This window comes from Citricoccus alkalitolerans (assembly GCF_039528175.1).
Classification (GTDB): Bacteria; Actinomycetota; Actinomycetes; order Actinomycetales; family Micrococcaceae; genus Citricoccus; species Citricoccus alkalitolerans.
This window is the reverse complement of the sequence record NZ_BAAALH010000002.1, coordinates 621,183-637,570: the sequence shown is the minus strand read 5'-3', so window position 1 is coordinate 637,570 and position 16,388 is coordinate 621,183. Positions and strand designations below refer to the sequence as shown.

17 protein-coding genes are annotated in these 16,388 nt (G+C 69.8%); 16 read left to right on the top strand and 1 reads right to left on the bottom strand.

All coding sequences use genetic code 11. The features are described 5' to 3' along the window. Positions 1–30 precede the first annotated feature (30 nt). A complete protein-coding gene (locus tag ABD134_RS08820) occupies positions 31–612 on the bottom strand; it encodes an inorganic diphosphatase (protein ID WP_344228713.1) in 582 nt (193 codons plus the stop codon). A 118-nt stretch (positions 613–730) separates the two neighbouring features. On the opposite strand from ABD134_RS08820, the gene dacB reads away from it, so the two are divergent. The 16 genes from dacB (at position 731) to ABD134_RS08740 (ending at position 16,371) form a co-directional block, all read left to right on the top strand. Then, entirely contained in the window at positions 731–2,353 is a 1,623-nt protein-coding gene (gene dacB / locus ABD134_RS08815) for a D-alanyl-D-alanine carboxypeptidase/D-alanyl-D-alanine endopeptidase (RefSeq protein ID WP_344228711.1), read from the top strand. A gap of 98 nt (positions 2,354–2,451) precedes the next feature. Further along, the gene (locus ABD134_RS08810) at positions 2,452–2,937 is read left to right on the top strand and encodes a DNA-binding protein (protein WP_344228709.1); all 486 of its coding nucleotides are present in this window, start codon (positions 2,452–2,454) and stop codon (positions 2,935–2,937) included. Between the two features lie 107 nt (positions 2,938–3,044). Next, positions 3,045–4,217, top strand: a complete 1,173-nt coding sequence (locus ABD134_RS08805) for a zinc-dependent metalloprotease (protein ID WP_344228707.1) — start codon at positions 3,045–3,047, stop codon at positions 4,215–4,217. After that, complete coding sequence (tilS, locus tag ABD134_RS08800; protein WP_344228705.1) at positions 4,187–5,404, top strand: tRNA lysidine(34) synthetase TilS; 1,218 nt, start codon at positions 4,187–4,189, stop codon at positions 5,402–5,404. The genes ABD134_RS08805 and tilS overlap by 31 nt, the downstream gene beginning before the upstream one ends. A gap of 36 nt (positions 5,405–5,440) precedes the next feature. After that, entirely contained in the window at positions 5,441–5,992 is a 552-nt protein-coding gene (gene hpt, locus ABD134_RS08795) for a hypoxanthine phosphoribosyltransferase (protein WP_115932510.1), read from the top strand. Between the two features lie 206 nt (positions 5,993–6,198). Beyond that, positions 6,199–8,355 (top strand): ATP-dependent zinc metalloprotease FtsH, encoded by a 2,157-nt coding sequence (gene ftsH / locus ABD134_RS08790; protein ID WP_344228702.1) that lies wholly within the window; start codon positions 6,199–6,201, stop codon positions 8,353–8,355. A gap of 92 nt (positions 8,356–8,447) precedes the next feature. Next, complete coding sequence (gene folE / locus ABD134_RS08785) at positions 8,448–9,056, top strand: GTP cyclohydrolase I FolE (protein WP_344230808.1); 609 nt, start codon at positions 8,448–8,450, stop codon at positions 9,054–9,056. Between the two features lie 85 nt (positions 9,057–9,141). Beyond that, entirely contained in the window at positions 9,142–10,080 is a 939-nt protein-coding gene (gene folP, locus ABD134_RS08780; RefSeq protein WP_344228700.1) for a dihydropteroate synthase, read from the top strand. Positions 10,081–10,083: 3 nt separating this feature from the next. Further along, positions 10,084–10,473, top strand: a complete 390-nt coding sequence (folB, locus tag ABD134_RS08775; RefSeq protein ID WP_344228698.1) for a dihydroneopterin aldolase — start codon at positions 10,084–10,086, stop codon at positions 10,471–10,473. Further along, the gene (gene folK, locus ABD134_RS08770) at positions 10,470–11,048 is read left to right on the top strand and encodes a 2-amino-4-hydroxy-6-hydroxymethyldihydropteridine diphosphokinase (protein ID WP_378108243.1); all 579 of its coding nucleotides are present in this window, start codon (positions 10,470–10,472) and stop codon (positions 11,046–11,048) included. Before folB ends, folK begins: the two co-directional genes overlap by 4 nt. After that, entirely contained in the window at positions 11,045–11,596 is a 552-nt protein-coding gene (locus tag ABD134_RS08765; protein WP_344228696.1) for a DUF3180 domain-containing protein, read from the top strand. Before folK ends, ABD134_RS08765 begins: the two co-directional genes overlap by 4 nt. Beyond that, entirely contained in the window at positions 11,574–12,098 is a 525-nt protein-coding gene (locus ABD134_RS08760) for a PH domain-containing protein (RefSeq protein WP_344228694.1), read from the top strand. The genes ABD134_RS08765 and ABD134_RS08760 overlap by 23 nt, the downstream gene beginning before the upstream one ends. A gap of 65 nt (positions 12,099–12,163) precedes the next feature. Beyond that, on the top strand, positions 12,164–13,720 hold the full coding sequence (locus ABD134_RS08755; RefSeq protein WP_344228691.1) for a PH domain-containing protein: 1,557 nt from the start codon (positions 12,164–12,166) through the stop codon (positions 13,718–13,720). Then, positions 13,717–14,625, top strand: a complete 909-nt coding sequence (locus tag ABD134_RS08750) for a Rossmann-like and DUF2520 domain-containing protein (RefSeq protein ID WP_344228689.1) — start codon at positions 13,717–13,719, stop codon at positions 14,623–14,625. Before ABD134_RS08755 ends, ABD134_RS08750 begins: the two co-directional genes overlap by 4 nt. 136 nt (positions 14,626–14,761) lie before the next feature. Continuing rightward, positions 14,762–15,775, top strand: a complete 1,014-nt coding sequence (gene panC, locus ABD134_RS08745; RefSeq protein ID WP_344228687.1) for a pantoate--beta-alanine ligase — start codon at positions 14,762–14,764, stop codon at positions 15,773–15,775. A gap of 125 nt (positions 15,776–15,900) precedes the next feature. Beyond that, positions 15,901–16,371, top strand: coding sequence for an SRPBCC family protein (locus ABD134_RS08740; protein WP_378108317.1), 471 nt, complete (start codon positions 15,901–15,903; stop codon positions 16,369–16,371). The last annotated feature ends 17 nt before the right edge of the window (positions 16,372–16,388 follow it).

Below are 16,388 nucleotides of genomic sequence, written 5' to 3'. Positions count from 1 at the left end.
GCCCTCGACGTGGTCAGGTCAGGGAGGCGATCAGGCGTCGCGGCCCTGCGGGGCGCCCGAGGAGACGGCCGGGTTCTCTTCCTCGGTCTCGACGTCGCGGCCCTGCGGTTCGTCCTCCGGGGTCTCCTGGCCGTGGGCGGCGAAGCGCTCGACCGATGCGGCGAGTTCAGCCTCAGCGGCCTCGCGGCCCTGCCAACCCTCGGCCTTGACCCACTTGCCGGGCTCCAGGTCCTTGTAGCGGGTGAAGAAGTGCTCGATCTCCTTCTTCAACCACTCGTCGATGTCCTCGAGTTCCTGGATGTGGTCGAAGCGCTTGTCCGCCGGAACACACAGCAGCTTGGCATCGCCGCCGCCGTCATCCGTCATATTGAACACGCCGATGGGGCGGGCCTCCACGATCACACCGGGAACGAGGTCGAAGCCGGGCAGGAACACCATGGCGTCCAGCGGGTCGCCGTCCTCGCCCAGCGTGTCCTCGAAGTACCCGTAGTGCGTGGGGTACTGCATGGACGTGAAGAGGATGCGGTCCAGACGCAGGCGTCCGGACTCGTGATCGAACTCGTACTTGACGCGGGATCCAGCCGGGATCTCGATGGTGACGTCATGGCTCATGGGCGGTGCTCCTAGGCGCTGCTTCGGGTGGGCTTCTGTGGTCACCGCGCCGGATGGCGCTGCCAGGCGCGGCGTCTAGAATCAAGGGTATCCCGCGCCCCACCAGGAAAGCCCCACCGTGACCGAACGCCCTGCCCTGCGCCGGCCCGCCCGCGCGGGCAGACCGATCTCCTGGACCGCGCGAGCGGCGAAGGTGGCACGAGTGGCTCTGGGGGCTATGGTGGCCACGCTGCTGGCCGGTTGCACCGTCATACCGGTCCCGGCGTCCACCGGCACATCCGGTGCGGCCGCCAGCAACACCACCAGCAGCACGACGTCGGCCGGCTCCTCCCAGCCCAGTCAGGCGTCCGGCGCCGTCCCGTCTTCCACTACTGCGCTTCCCAGCACCGCTGACCCTGCCAGCACCGCCGAACCACTGGCGGCGGCCTCCGCCGTGGCCGCTCTGACCGAGTTCCTGGACTTCCCTGATCTGACACCGCTGTTGGTCCCGAGTCCGGACCCGGAGGTCTTGTCGCCGCTACTGGACGAGGCGCTGACAGTGCAGGACGGCTCCGTCTCCGCCGCGGTCCGGGATGGACTGACCGGGGAACTGCTCTACGACCAGGGAGCGGACACCGCCGTGGTGCCGGCCTCCGCCGTCAAGGTCCTGACCGCCGTGGCCGCCCTGGATGTCCTCGGGCCGGACCACCGGTACACCACGGCGGCCGTGGGCATGCCCGCGGGACCGGAAGGCACTGCCGTCGTGCTGGAGGCCGGGGGAGACGTGATGCTGGGGACCGGCGCGAACGCTGATGAGGCGAACGGACGAGCCGGGCTCGGAACGCTGGCGCTGAAGACGGCCGAGGCTCTCCAGGCCCAGGGCACCACGGGCACGGTCTCGGTCCAACTCGACGACTCGGGCTACGAGGGTCCCGCAACCTCGCCGGACTGGAGCGGCGACATCGTGTCCTCCGGCAACGCCTCCGTGGTGCAGCCGATGGCCACCTACGGGGGCAGGGCCGTGCCCAGCAGGGACACCGACCGCCTCCACGACCCGGCGCTGTATGCAGCCGAGGTGTTCCGTGACCAGCTGGCCGCGCACGCGCAGACCCTCGAACTAGACATCACCCTCGCCGCGGAGACGAGCCGGGTTCCGGCCGACTCGGCGGCGGCTGAGCCGACGTCTCCGGAACCGGAATCAACGGGCACGGAATTGGCGAGCGTGCAGTCCGCGTCGCTGGCCGAGCAGATGACGTACATGCTCCAGTCCTCCGATAACCAGGTGGCCGAGGCCACCGGGCGCAACCTGGCGCTCGCCGCCGGCGCGCCAGGCAGTTTCTCGGGTGCCGCGCAGACCATCGAGGAGACCCTGGCGGGGCTCGAGGTGGACACCACGGGGCTGGCTCTGGTGGATGCCTCCGGCCTCTCCGGCGAGAACCTGGTGTCCGCCTCCCAGCTGACCGCGGCCATGCAGGTTGCGACGACGGCCCCCGACCTGGAGGCGGCCGTCACCGGCCTGCCCGTGGCCGGGGAGCAGGGCACGCTGGAGGAGCGCATGGTCGGAACCGAGGCCGCAGGCAACGTGCAGGCGAAGACGGGCACGCTCAGCTCCGTCGCCTCACTGACCGGCACCGTGAAGACCGAGGACGGCCGGACACTGTTGTTCAGCTTCGTCGCCAACGGCCAGCCGGGCGTGCTGGACAACGCTCGTTTCGCCGTGGACCGCGGGGCCGTCGTTCTCGCCGGGTGCGGCTGCCGCTAGGACACGGTGTGTGGCTGCCGGCCGGAGTGCCCTTGGACAGACCGAGGATAGGTCCACGGCGCGCCTTTGCAAGTGGAAATCTGGCTAGGATGAACCCCATGCCTTCGCCGGACACCGATCAGCGCCTCGCCCAGCAGCAGGCCATCTACGGGATCTCCCTGTCTGAGCGCTTCGGCGTCATCATGGCCGCCTACGGGCTCAGCCAACGGTCCCTGGCCCGAGTGCTGGGGCTCTCCGCGCCCATGCTGTCCCAACTGATCAATGCCCAGCGCATCAAGATCGGCAATCCCGCCGTCTATGAGCGACTGGTCATGCTGGAGGAGCGCCAGGACGAGGAGGATCTGACCCGGGTGCTGGCCGAGGTGGAAGCCTCGGAGCCGGTCCTGACCACCCATGCCTCCCGGTCCCGGCAGCCTCTCCATCTGGCGCCCGAGTCTGGCGCACTCCGGGATCCCGATCCCGTAGCCCCGCTGGTGGGATTGGCCACGGGAGAGCAACTCCGCGCCACGGCTGAGGCCGCCCGTATCGCCGGGGCCGCCGCCCTCGCAGACGTCCTGGACCGCGCGGCTACGCTGCGCGGCTGAACAGCCCCCATCGCCGCATCCGCCCCCCGCGACGGCGTTCTCGCCCTCGCTCTCGCCCTCGCCACAGCGTTCTGTGCGTCAGGCCCGCCGTGTGGTGGGATGGGTCCATGGAATACGTCGCGAGTCAGAGCGTCCCGTCCCCGGTGAATTGGGACTTGGCCGCTTCCACCGCGGCCCGCCTGTGTGCCGCCGGGCCTAGGTTCACCCGTCACCAGGCGGAGCGTGAGGCCAACGGCCTGCGCCGCGCCGCCGAGGTGTCCGTGGACCACGTCCACCGGATCACCCAGCTGGACGCCGCGGAGGACCTGCGTGATTCCGAGGTGCTCGTGGTGGACCGCCCGACCTGGACGCAGGCCAATGTCCAGGCCTTCTCCACGCTGCTGGGGCCGGCCTTCGAGCACGTCCAGTCGGTCCGCCCAGCCGAGTATGCCCGCGCCACCGGTGGAGTCGGAACCGTGGCCACCGCCATGGAGGCCGGTGCCCTCCTGGCCTTCCTCTCCTCGAAGGTCCTCGGCCAATACGAGCCGTTCTGTGCCCTGTCGGGCCCGGACGGGACGTCCGCCGGGCCCGAGGGCGGCCGACTGCTGCTGGTGGCACCCAACATCGCTGAGGTCAGGGTGGAGCTGAATGTGGACCCGGAGGACTTCCGGCTCTGGGTCTGCCTGCACGAGCAGACCCACCGTGTGCAGTTCGCGGCCGCCCCGTGGCTGCGCGAGCACCTGCAGTCCCACATCGTGGCCCTGGTCGCGGGCATGTTCGAGAAGGCCGACACCCTGCCGGAGCGCCTCTCCGCCCGTGTCCGGGCCCTGCTGCAGGGGCCGGAGGCGGACCCTGACTCTGTGGAGCGGGGCCAGGGCTCCGCCGAGCTGGGCACGGAGGAGCATCCCGCCTCCATGGGTCTGCTCGAGCTGATCCAGGACCCCGAGGACAAGAAGCGCCTCGCCCACCTCAACGCTGTGATGTCCCTGCTGGAGGGGCACGCCAACGTGGTGATGGATGCCATCGACTCCTCTGTGGTCCCCACCGTCAAGACCATCCGCCAGCGCTTCGATCACCGTGGCGCCACCCGCTCCTCCCTGGACCGCTGGATCCGCCGCATCTTGGGCATGGACGCCAAGATGCGCCAGTACCGTGAGGGTCAGAGATTCGTGAAACATGTGGTCCGGGAACTCGGCATGGACGGCTTCAATGTGGTGTGGGAGAAGGCTGAGAACCTGCCCGGGGAGCAGGAGATCCAGCACCCGGAACAGTGGATCCAGCGCATCCGGGGGACGGGCTGAACGCGGTACCGGACGGCCCGGACCCCCGCACGACTCCGGCCGGCCCGGAGGCCTGGCCGCCCGCCTTCCGTTGGCCGGAGGCCCTCCACCGGGCCGTGCATGCGGTCGCTGCCGCCACCCAGGGCCGTCGGACGCCGCTGGTCGGCCTCTCCGGTGGTGCGGACTCCCTGGCGCTCGCCGTGGCCACCGCGGAGGCTGTCCGCACCCGGGCCAACCCGGCGCTGGACGGTGGTGCGGGCGCCGTCGTCGTGGACCACGGTCTCCAGGCGGGCTCCGCGGCCGTGGCAGACCGCGCCGCCGCCATCGCACGGCAACTGGGGCTCGACCCGGTGGTGATCGAGCGCGTCCAGGTCCCCGCCACCGGCGCCGGACCCGAGGCCGAGGCCCGCCAGGCCCGCTACGCCGCGCTCGAGGGCGCCGCCCAGCGTCTGGACTCCGGCGCCGTGCTGCTGGCGCACACCCGCGACGACCAGGCCGAACAGGTCCTCCTGGGTCTCGCCCGGGGATCTGGGACGCGGTCGCTCGCGGGGATCCCCCGCCGTCGGGGGCTGATCCTGCGTCCGCTGCTGGACCTGACGCGGGAGGAGACGGAGATCATCTGCCGCTGGGCCGGCGTGCTTTGGTGGCAGGATCCGGCCAACGCGGACCCGGCATACCTGCGATCGCGGCTCCGCACCCGCGTCCTGCCCGCGCTCGAGGATCCGGAGGCAGGTCTGGGCCCCGGCCTATCCGCGGCCCTGGCCCGCAGTGCGGACATCGCGGCCGAGGACGCCGATGCCCTCGAGCAGTGGGCCTCCCGTGAGTACACGCGACTCGTGAGGTACAGGTCCGGCGGACATGTCTCCGGCGCCGGCAGCCGTCCCGACATCACGGCCGGTCGGGGCGCGAACGTGTCCCTGCCACTGGAGGAGCTGGCGACGCTGCCGGACGCGATCCGGTACCGGGTCATCGGCTGCGCCGTCGTCGCAGCGGGCGGTGAGCGGCCCAGCCGCGAACGCGTGCTGGCCGTGGACGGGTTGATCGCCGGCCGGTCCGGCGGGGGAACTTCGGCCGGGCCGGTCCAGTTGCCGGGCGGCGTGGTCTCCCACCGCCGTCGTACCGGCGGGTATGCGACACTGGACTTCGGCACCGGAGCGGTCCTGGAGTCCCTTGCGGACCCCCCAGTTCCCCCGGCGCCTTCCCGGTAGCGCAAGCCACAGAAACCCGCAGCAGGAGCAGCCCGCATGGAAGCACAGGACGTGCACGGCGACCTGGATCATGTGCTCATGACCACAGAGCAGATCCAGGACACCATCAAGGATCTGGCAGCCCAGATCGACCGCGACTACGAGGGCAAGGACGTCCTCCTGGTGGCGGTGCTCAAGGGGGCGGTGATGGTCATGGCAGATCTCTCCCGCGCACTGCACTCGCACGTCACCCTCGACTTCATGGCCGTCTCCTCCTATGGCTCGGGGACCCAGTCCTCCGGTGTGGTGCGGATCCTCAAGGACCTGGACGCCGACCTCATGGGCCGCCACGTGCTCATCGTCGAGGACATCATCGACTCCGGCCTGACGCTGTCCTGGCTCAAGACCAATCTCGAGTCCCGTGGCCCCGCCTCGGTGGAGATCTGCGCCTTCCTGCGCAAGCCGGAGGCCATGAAGGTCGAGATCGACGTCAAGTACGTCGGCCAGGACATCCCCAACGAGTTCGTGGTCGGCTACGGCCTGGACTTCGACGAGAAGTACCGCAACCTGGACTTCATCGGGACGCTCGCCCCGCACGTCTACTCCTGACGCCGTTCCCCGACGGCGCTCGCGGCCATTCCACCTCCCGCGAACGGCGAACTCTCAGACCCCGGCCGTAGACTGTCCCCCGGTACCGTGGACGGGTACGGCTCTGCCCGGAGCCGGTTGCTCCGTTCCGCAGCGGGTCAACGGCACAGTGCCGTACCGGATGGACACGCCGTGCCCATCGGAGCAGGTCAAGGTCAGGAGAGTTGTTGAAAGCCAAGAAGGTCTTCAAGGGCCCGATCATCTGGATCGTTTTGGCCGCCGTGTTCCTGATGCTGATCATCCCGGCGCTGACGCAGGGATCCTCCGCCCGGGTGGACACCAACGTGGGCCTCGTCCTGCTCGAGGAGGACAGGGCCGCTCAGGCCAAGATCCAGGACGGCGAGCAGCGCGTCGACCTGACCCTGCGCGAGTCCTACTCCCAGGACGGCCGTGACCTCGGCACGGACGTCTACTTCTACTACTCGACGGCCCGTGCGGACAACGTGGTCGAGACCATCGACGCCTCCGGCCTGGACGGCTTCACGGACGAGCCGGTGCAGAACAACTGGCTGCTGTCCATGCTGGGCTTCATCATCCCCTTCCTCCTGATCGGCCTGGTCTTCTGGTTCCTGATGTCCCGCATGCAGGGCGGCGGCGGCAAGGTCATGCAATTCGGCAAGTCCAAGGCGAAACTGATCACCAAGGACATGCCCCAGGTGACCTTCGCGGACGTCGCCGGGGCCGAGGAGGCCGTGGAGGAACTCCACGAGATCAAGGAATTCCTCGAGGAGCCCGCCAAGTTCCAGGCCGTCGGCGCCAAGATTCCCAAGGGCGTGCTGCTGTACGGCCCGCCCGGCACCGGTAAGACCCTGCTCGCCAAGGCCGTGGCCGGCGAGGCCGGGGTGCCGTTCTACTCGATCTCCGGCTCCGACTTCGTCGAGATGTTCGTGGGCGTGGGTGCCTCCCGGGTGCGCGACCTGTTCGAGCAGGCCAAGAACAACTCCCCGGCCATCATCTTCGTGGACGAGATCGACGCCGTCGGCCGCCACCGTGGTGCCGGCGTGGGCGGCGGCAATGACGAACGCGAGCAGACCCTGAACCAGTTGCTGGTTGAGATGGACGGTTTCGACGCCACCACCAACGTCATCCTCATCGCGGCCACCAACCGGCCCGACGTGCTGGACCCCGCCCTGCTGCGCCCGGGCCGGTTCGACCGGCAGATCCCGGTGGAGGCCCCGGACCTGGAGGGCCGTCACCAGATCCTGTCCGTGCACGCCCAGGGCAAGCCGATGGCCCCCGGGGTGGACCTGCGGGGCCTGGCCAAGCGCACCCCCGGATTCACCGGTGCTGATCTGGCCAACGTCCTCAACGAGGCCGCACTCCTCACGGCCCGCTCCAATGCGCAGTTGATCGACGACCGCGCCCTGGACGAGGCTGTGGACCGCGTCATGGCCGGACCGCAGAAGCGTTCCCGCCTGATGAAGGAGCACGAGCGAAAGGTCACCGCCTATCACGAGGGTGGCCACGCGCTGGTGGCGGCCGGACTGCGCAATTCGGCGCCCGTCACCAAGATCACGATCCTGCCGCGTGGGCGCGCTCTCGGCTACACCATGGTGGTCCCGGAGGACGACAAGTACTCCGTCACCCGCAACGAGCTCCTCGACCAGCTCGCCTACGCCATGGGCGGCCGCGTGGCCGAGGAGATCATCTTCCACGATCCGTCCACCGGAGCCTCGAATGACATCTCCAAGGCCACAGACACGGCCAAGAAGATGGTCACTGAGTACGGCATGAGCGAGCGCATCGGCGCTGTGAAGCTCGGCACCGGAAGCGGTGAGCCCTTCATGGGCCGGGACATGAGCAGCGGCCGTGAATACTCCGAGCAGGTCGCCGGCCTGGTGGACGCCGAGGTGCGCCAGCTCCTGGACCAGGCCCATGACGAGGCATACTGGATCATCAACGAGAACCGGGAGATCCTGGACCGGCTCGCCTACGAGCTGCTGGCCAAGGAGACCCTCAACCAGGCCCAGATCGCCGAGATCTTCTCCGAGATCCGCCAACGCGAGCCCCGCACCGTATGGCTCTCCAGCGAGGACCGGCCGGTCTCCGACCAGCCGCCCATCCTGTCCCCGGCCGAGCGCCGGGCCGTGGCGGAGAAGGCCGGATCGAACGGCCAGGGAGGCGACGCCGGCCGCAGGGGTTCTGACGGTCACTCCGATCCGGAGCAGGAACCTCCCGTGGACCCCGAGTCCTCCTCGGATTCGCTGAATCCCACGGTGGACCCCAGCCCCGGCAGTCAGCTGCCCGGGAAGCCCGACGGCGGGACCGGCCGGCCCGGGGGGCCCTCGGGCCCCACGGACCTGCCTCGCGCCGACCAGACCTGACCGGTCCGCCACCGGCCACCGCCCGGTGGCCCGGCCGCCGCACCGGTTCACTCACCGATAGGATCGGAATCGTGGAGCAGACACAGAACACCCTGAGGGACGTGGACGTGGACGACGAGGCTGAGCTGTCCCCAGCCGGGGTGGACCGTCCCCGCATCGAGGCAGCCGTGCGCGAGATCCTCGAGGCGATCGGCGAGGACCCGGACCGGGAGGGTCTCCAGGACACCCCGAAGCGCGTGGCCAAGGCCTACGGCGAGTTCTTCGCCGGCGTGAAGCAGGATCCCGGTGACATCCTGGGCGTCACCTTCGACATCGCTCATGAGGAACTCGTGCTGGTGAAGGACATCCCGTTCTACTCCACGTGCGAACACCACCTGGTGCCCTTCCACGGCACCGCCCACATCGGCTACATCCCCTCCCCGGAGGGGTTGGTCACCGGACTGAGCAAGCTGGCCCGGCTGGTGGAGGTCTTCGCCCGGCGTCCCCAGGTTCAGGAGCGGCTGACCACGCAGATCGTGGAGGCCCTCATGGCCCACTTGAGCCCCCGCGGGGCCATCGTGGTGATCGAGGCCGAGCACATGTGCATGTCCATGCGTGGCGTCCGCAAGCCCGGTGCCAAGACCGTGACCTCGGCCGTCCGGGGCCAGCTCCGCGACTCCTCCACCCGCTCCGAGGCGATGAGCCTGATCCTGCACGGTTGAGCTCGGCGCCACCAAGGCACCGCCAGCAGCTCTGACCTGCCGCGCGCCACCGGCGTCACCGGCCACCGCGATGAAAGGACCACCGATGGACTCGATGGCAGCACAGACCGGAACCGGGCCCAACACGGGCCCCCTCTCGGTGGTCCGCAAGGTTCGCCGCCGCACCTTGCGTGACCTGCCCACGGACCGCACGCTGATCATGGGCGTCGTGAACGTCACCCACAACTCCTTCTCGGACGGCGGGGAGTACCTCGCCGCGGATGCTGCCATCGAGCAGGGGCTGCGCCTGCACTACGCCGGTGCGGACATCATTGACGTGGGTGGGGAATCCACCCGTCCCGGGGCGGAGGCCATCGACCCGGTCACGGAGCAGAACCGCATCCTGCCCGTCGTCGAGGCCCTCGTGAAGGCCGGCGCCGTGGTGTCCGTGGACACCATGCACACCGTCACCGCCGAGGCAGCCCTCAGGCTCGGGGACGTCATCATCAACGACGTCTCGGGGCTGAACTATGAACCGGAGATGCCCGAGCTGATAGCCCGCACGGGGGCGACGTACGTCCTCATGCACAACCGCGGGGACTCCAAGACCATGGATTCCCTCGCGGACTACGGTGACGTGGTCGAGGATGTGACCCGGGAGCTGACCGAGCTGAAGGACGCGTTCCTGGCGGCCGGCGTCCAGCCCGCGCAGCTCATCCTGGACCCGGGACTGGGCTTCGCGAAGGCCGGCGCGCAGAACTGGGAGCTGCTGAAGGGCCTGGACCGCCTGCAGTCCCTCGGATTCCCGGTCCTCGTGGCCGCTTCCCGCAAACGCTTCCTCGGTACCCTGCTGGCCAATGAGGCCGGCGCAGAACCGGCGCCCGCGGACCGCGACCACGCCACCGCAGCCGTCTCCGCCCTGTCCGCCCTGAGCCGGGTGTGGGGAGTGCGTGTCCACGAGATCGAGCCCAGCCTCCACGCGGTCAAGACCGCTCGGGCGTGGCTGGATCCGGAATCCGCCAGCACCCGCCGTCGGGGAGCCTGAGCCGTGGTCGAGAGCACCGGCGGGCGGCCGGTCGACCGCATCACCCTCACCGGGCTGACCGCTCGGGGATTCCACGGTGTCTTCGCCGAGGAGAAGCGGGACGGCCAGGACTTCACCACGGACGTGGTGGTGCACCTGGACGCGGCACCGGCCGCCGCCGGTGACGACCTGGCCCGCACCGTCAACTACGCCCAGGTCGCCGAGACGGTGCTCGGCGTGGTCACGGGGGAGTCCCTCGATCTCATCGAGACCGTCGCCGACCGCATCGCCCGCGCACTCCTCGCCGAACAGCCCGTGGCCACCGCTGTCGAGGTGACCGTGCACAAACCGCACGCCCCCATCCAGGCGGACTTCACTGACGTCGCGGTCACGGTCTTCCGGAGCCGGACGTGACCTCGCACGCCTCGCCCGCTGACGAGGCCGGTCATCAGGGCCCCGACCTCGACCGCGTCCCGCACGTCCCGGTCCCGGCGGTGCTGGCACTCGGGGCGAACCTGGGTGACGCAGCCGCGACCCTCACGGAAGCGGTCCGCCAGCTCGCCGAAGCGCCGGGGATCGAACTGACCGGGGTGTCCCCGGTGGCGGTGACCCAGCCGGTGGGCGGCCCCCCGGGCCAGCCCGACTACCTCAATCTCGTGCTGACCCTCATGACTCGCCTGTCCCCGCGTGCCCTGCTCGCGGCCGGCCAGGAGATCGAGCGCACGCACCACCGCACCCGCGAGGTGCGCTGGGGACCGCGCACCCTGGACATCGATGTGATCACCTACGATGACCTCACCTCGGACGAGCCCGACCTCACCCTTCCGCACCCACGCGCCCACCTCCGCGCGTTCGTGCTCACCCCGTGGTCCTGGATGGACCCCGAGGCCACGCTCAGCGGTGCGCTCGTCGCGGACCTGGCCGCACAGGCGGACGACGCCGGGTCGGTACGGCGGCTGCCCACCGGCACCGAGGGGCCGGGCTCATGAACGGCATCCGCCCCCTGTGGCTGTTGCTGATCCTGCTCGTCTCCGGCGGACTGGGCTGGGTGGCCGCGCTGCTGACGGCCGAGGTGGGCGTGGTCGCACCGGTGCTGGTGCGCTCCTCCACGATCACCCTCGGATCCGTCGCCCTGCTGGTGCTCGTGCTCGGCATCCGCGTCCAACGGGACAAGAAGCGCCCGCCTGCAGCCCGAATGAACCCGTTCGTGGCCACTCGGACCCTGGCACTGGCGCAGGCCGGGGCCTACGCCGGATCGCTCATCGCAGGCTGGCACGGGGGCGTCCTCGTTCACCTGACCTCGGCTACCGGCTTCGGCACCCCCACGGTGAACGACGCACTGCTGATGGTGGTCGCGGGATTGGTTCTGGTTATCGTGGGATACATCGTGGAGCAATTCTGCCGCCTACCCCCGGAAGACGGGGCGGACGGCACCACAGACGCAAACGGCCGGAACGGCGAGGGGCGCCGGGGACAGACCGGACCCGCCTACGGCGCGGAGGGGGAAGGCGGATATGCGCGAACGAACGACTCATGATGTGGGCGACCTGGAGCAGGTGGACTGGATCCCGGTGTCCCCGAAGCTGGTCCCGGCCCACCTCATCTCCACTGGCCTCACCACACTGATCATCACGGCGGTCCTGGCCGTCCCGCTGGTCCTCATGCTGGTGGATGTCTGGCCCGCCTACCCGGCCTGGCTGGCCTGGGGGCTGCCGGGGGTCGTGCTGGTGTGGGGCCTCGTGGACCTGGTACTCGTCCCGCGCCGAGTGCGCGCCATGGGCTACGCCGAACGTGAGGACGATTTCGTGTTCAAGTCCGGCCTGTGGTTCCGCCGCGTGCTGGCCGTCCCCTACGGCCGCCTCCAGTACCTCGACATCAAGGAGGGCCCCGTGCAGCGGCGCTTCGGCATCCGCTCCCTGGAACTGCAGACCGCCTCGGCGGCCACCAACGCCACCATCGAAGGCATTCCGGCCGAGGACAGTGAACGGCTCCGCGACCAGCTCATGGCCCGCGGACAGGCACGTCTGGCCGGACTGTGACGGCGCCGGCTGAGCCATCCCCCGGCGCGGGGCGTCCGGAGGCGGCCGACGGCGAATGGCACCGCGTGCATCCCATCAGCCCCTGGGTGCGGGGCTGGGTGATCCTCGTCGCCATGCTGTTCTTCGCCACTCAGTCCTTTGGCGAGGACATGGTCCGGACCCTCGTCGGCCAGGGCGAGTTCCAAGATGCCGGACGACTGTGGATCACCCTGGCCATCTACGGTGCGGTGTTCGTGGTCATGGTGGTCATCTACTACTTCTCCTGGCGCTTCACGAAGTACCAGCTCGCCGAGGAACAGGTCCTGCTGGACACCGGCGTGATCTTCCGTCAGCACCGGCGTGTGCGCTACGACCGGGTCCAGGCCGTGGACATCCGACAACCGCTGGTGGCGCGCATCTTCGGACTCGCGGAACTGAAGTTCGAGGCGGCGGACGGCGGCAGTACGGCCATGCAGCTGGCCTTCATCAAGGAGGACGAGGCCCGCATCCTCCGCGCCGAGATCATGGGCCGTGCCGCGGGCATCCGTGCCGCGGCGGACCCCGAGGAGATTGCACGGCGGGGTGCCGCGGCGGCTACTGCCGAGTCGGGTGAGGAGCTGAATGAGGACCCCGGCGAGGGCCCGCCTCCGGCCGAGGCCCCGCAGCAGCCCCTCCCGGAGGCGCCCGAGCACGTCATGCTCAAGGTCCCGGCGGGCCGGATGATCGGGTCGGTGCTGTTGTCCACGGCGATGCTCGTGATGTTCTCCATCATCATCCTCCTGGTCCTGGGTGCCTGGATCCTGGACATGACCATCCCCCAGGACGGCGAGGACAATTGGTGGCTGATCCTGCTGTTCGTCCTCATCCCCTTCGCGTTCTCCCTGATCGGCGTCGCGTGGGGCGGATTCAACAAGGGCTACAACTTCACGGTCGCGACCTCTCCGGACGGGTTGCGCCTGCGGTACGGCCTGCTCGAGACCTCGCAGCAGACCGTCCCGCCGGGCCGTGTCCAGGCGATCCGCATCAGCCAAGGGCTGCTGTGGCGGGCCTTCGGCTGGTACAAGATGAGTGTCAACGTGGCGGGCTACGGCCCCAGCGTGGAGGGGACCGGCAGCGACAAGTCCACGGTGCTGCCGGTCGGGACCATCGAGGACGTCATGCGCGTGCTCTCCGTGGTGGCGCCGGACCCGGGCGTGGAGAACGCGCCCGAGGTCATCGGTGAAGGCATCACCGGCAGCGGCGACGGGCAGGGCTTCACGCACTCGCCGCGGCGCGTGTGGTGGCTGGACCCGCTGACCTGGAAACGCAACGCCTACCGGTCCACGGACACCATGGTCCTGCTGCGCTCGGGCAGGCTCGAGCGTTACCTGGTCCTGATGCCGCACGAGCGGATCCAATCCATCGGCCTGCACCAGGGTCCCCTCGAACGACGCCTGCGCGTGGCCACCCTGCGATTCCACTCCACCGCTGGCCCCGTGGTGCCGTTGCTGCCGCACGCGGATCTGGATGTCGCCGTTCGCCTGTTCCACGAGGAGGCGGACATCGCCGCCGTCTCCCGTCGCATGCGGGACCGCAACCAGTGGATGCGCGAGGACGAGTTGGCCCGCTTCGAGCAACGCACTCAGCAGGCGATCAAGCAGTGAGCACCCAGCCCTGGGCTGCTGAGCCGCAGAACCGCCCGGGCCGGCTGGGTGTCGGTGTCATCGGAGCCGGCAAGGTCGGTGCCGTGCTGGGGGCTGCCCTGCGCAACGCCGGCCACGCCGTCACGGGCGTGCACGCTGTCTCCGAGGCCTCCCGCAGCCGGGCGGAAGCCCTGCTGCCCGAGGTTCCGGTGCTCGAGATCCCGGAGATCCTGCGCCGATCCGAGATGGTCCTGCTTGCCGTTCCCGACGACGTGCTGCCGGACCTGGTCTCAGGACTCGCCGAGGCCGGTCACTTCCAGACCGGCCACCTCGTGGTCCACACCTCCGGTGCGCACGGTGTCTCCGTGCTGGACCCGGTGCGGGCCTCCGGGGCGATCCCACTCGCGATCCACCCCGCCATGTCCTTCACGGGGCTGACCCTGGACCTGGCCCGGCTGCAGGACTGCATGTTCGGGGTCACCGCCGACCCGATCGTGCTGCCGGTGGCCCAGGCCCTCGTGGTGGAGATGGGCGGCGAGCCTGCCGTCATCGCCGAGGCAGACCGTGGAACCTACCACGCGGCCCTCGCGCACGCCTCGAACCACCTCGTCACCCTGACCTCGCAGGCCGCACAGGTCCTGGCCTCGATCGGCGTGGAGCAGACCGGCCGGATGCTCTCCCCGCTGTTGAACGCCTCCCTCGAGAACGCCCTCGCCAACGGGGATGGGGCCCTCACCGGGCCGGTGGCCCGTGGTGACGTGGGCACGGTGCGCCGGCACCTGCAGGTGCTCGCCGCCGAGGGAATCCCGGCCGACGTCGGGCAGGCCTACCGCGCCATGGCCTCGGCGACCGCACAGCGCGCCCTGGCCCGGGGGGCGCTGTCCGAGGCGAGAGTGGCCGAACTGCTGGACCTGTTGGACCAGTGACCCTGACGGCCCGCGTGCGGAGGCAGGCCGAACCGGGCATCGAATCGGGAGTTGTGGCGCCGGTGGGGGGCCTTTCGCCACGCCAACTGACGACTCGACAGGAAGCGCCCGCCTGGACCGTCCTAGACTCGCCTGCGTGACCCCGCTCGACCGCGTTCCCGACCGCACCCCTATCCCCGCCGGCACCGGCCTGACCCTGGAGGACACGGCTCGCCAGCCGGCCCCGGTTGCCGGTGACCTGCCCGCCGTGCACACCACCCGGGCGGCATTCAAGGCCGCGCTCTCGGAGAAGGTGCGGGCCGCCGTCGCCGCCGGGGTGCCTGAGCCCACCGTGGGGTTGATCCCGACCATGGGCGCGCTGCACGGCGGTCATGCGGCCCTGGTCCGGCAGGCCGGCGAGGAGAACGACATCGTGATCGCCTCGGTGTTCGTCAACCCGCTGCAGTTCGGTGATCCGTCCGACCTGGAGAACTACCCGCGCACCCTCGAGGCGGACCGGGCGATTCTGGGTGCCGAGGGTTGCGAGCTGGTCTTCGCCCCGGACCTGCAAGAGATGTATCCGGGCTATCCGGACGCGCCCAGGGTCACCGTCACCGCCGGCCACATGGGCGAGGTCCTCGAGGGCGCCGCCCGTCCGGGGCACTTCGACGGCGTCTGCACCGTGGTCGCGAAGCTCTGGCATGCCGCGATGCCACCCGCCCCTGCGCGGCTGCGCAGCTATTTCGGGCAGAAGGACGCCCAGCAGCTGGCCGTCCTGCGACGGATGCAGGCGGATCTGGACTTCGACCTCGAGATCCGCCCGGTCCCGTTGATCCGCTCACCGGAGGGCCTCGCGTTATCCAGCCGGAACACCCGGCTGTCCCCCGCGGGCCTAGAGGCGGCCCTGGTGCTGCACCGCGCCTTGGAATCCCTGCGCCTGGCCGCCGACGCCGGCCGTCCCCTCGATCTTGACTCGGCCCGCGCGTTGGTCCGGGCCGAGCCCCTGGCGGGCCTGGACTATCTGGAGATCGTGGACCACTCGACCCTGGAGCCCCTGAGCGCCGAGCAGCTCGCCGCCCCCCTGGACCATGAGGCGCTGGCCCTGGTGGCCGCCACCGTCGAATCGGTCCGGCTCATCGACAACATGATCCTGCCGGCCATGCGGCGGTAGACCGGGATGACGCGGGATGACCATCGCCCCGGCAAACCGCTCTGACCAACTGCTCCGGTTGACCGGTCCGAGCGCCACCGCCCTTGAAACTCGGGAGCCGGACATGTTTAGGGTGCAGCATGACGATGAACGAGACCGCACACGGCGAGAAGAAGCAGACTGTCACCCGGACCATCGAGGCTCCGGCCAAGGACATCTTCCGGATCCTGACCCTGCCGGCCAGGCATCAGGAGTTCGACGGCTCTGACATGGTGCGCGCGGATGAGAAGTCCCAGCGCATCCAGCAGGTCGGGGACACGTTCGTCATGAACATGCACGCCGAGTCCCAGGGTGGTGACTACCAGCGTGAGAACCATGTCGTGGCCTATGACGAGAACAAGCTCGTGGGCTGGAAGCCGGGCCCCGTCGGAGGGGAACCGGGCGGCTGGCAGTGGGTGTACCAGCTGGAACCGGTGGACCAGGACACCACGGAGGTCTCTCTCACCTACGACTGGTCCCAGGTCACCGATCAGGAGCTGCTGGCCAAGAACATCTTCCCCGCCATCAGCTCGGATCAGATGGACCAGTCCCTGGCCCGTCTGCAGTCGCTCGTCTGAGTCGGGGCCCTTCGCCG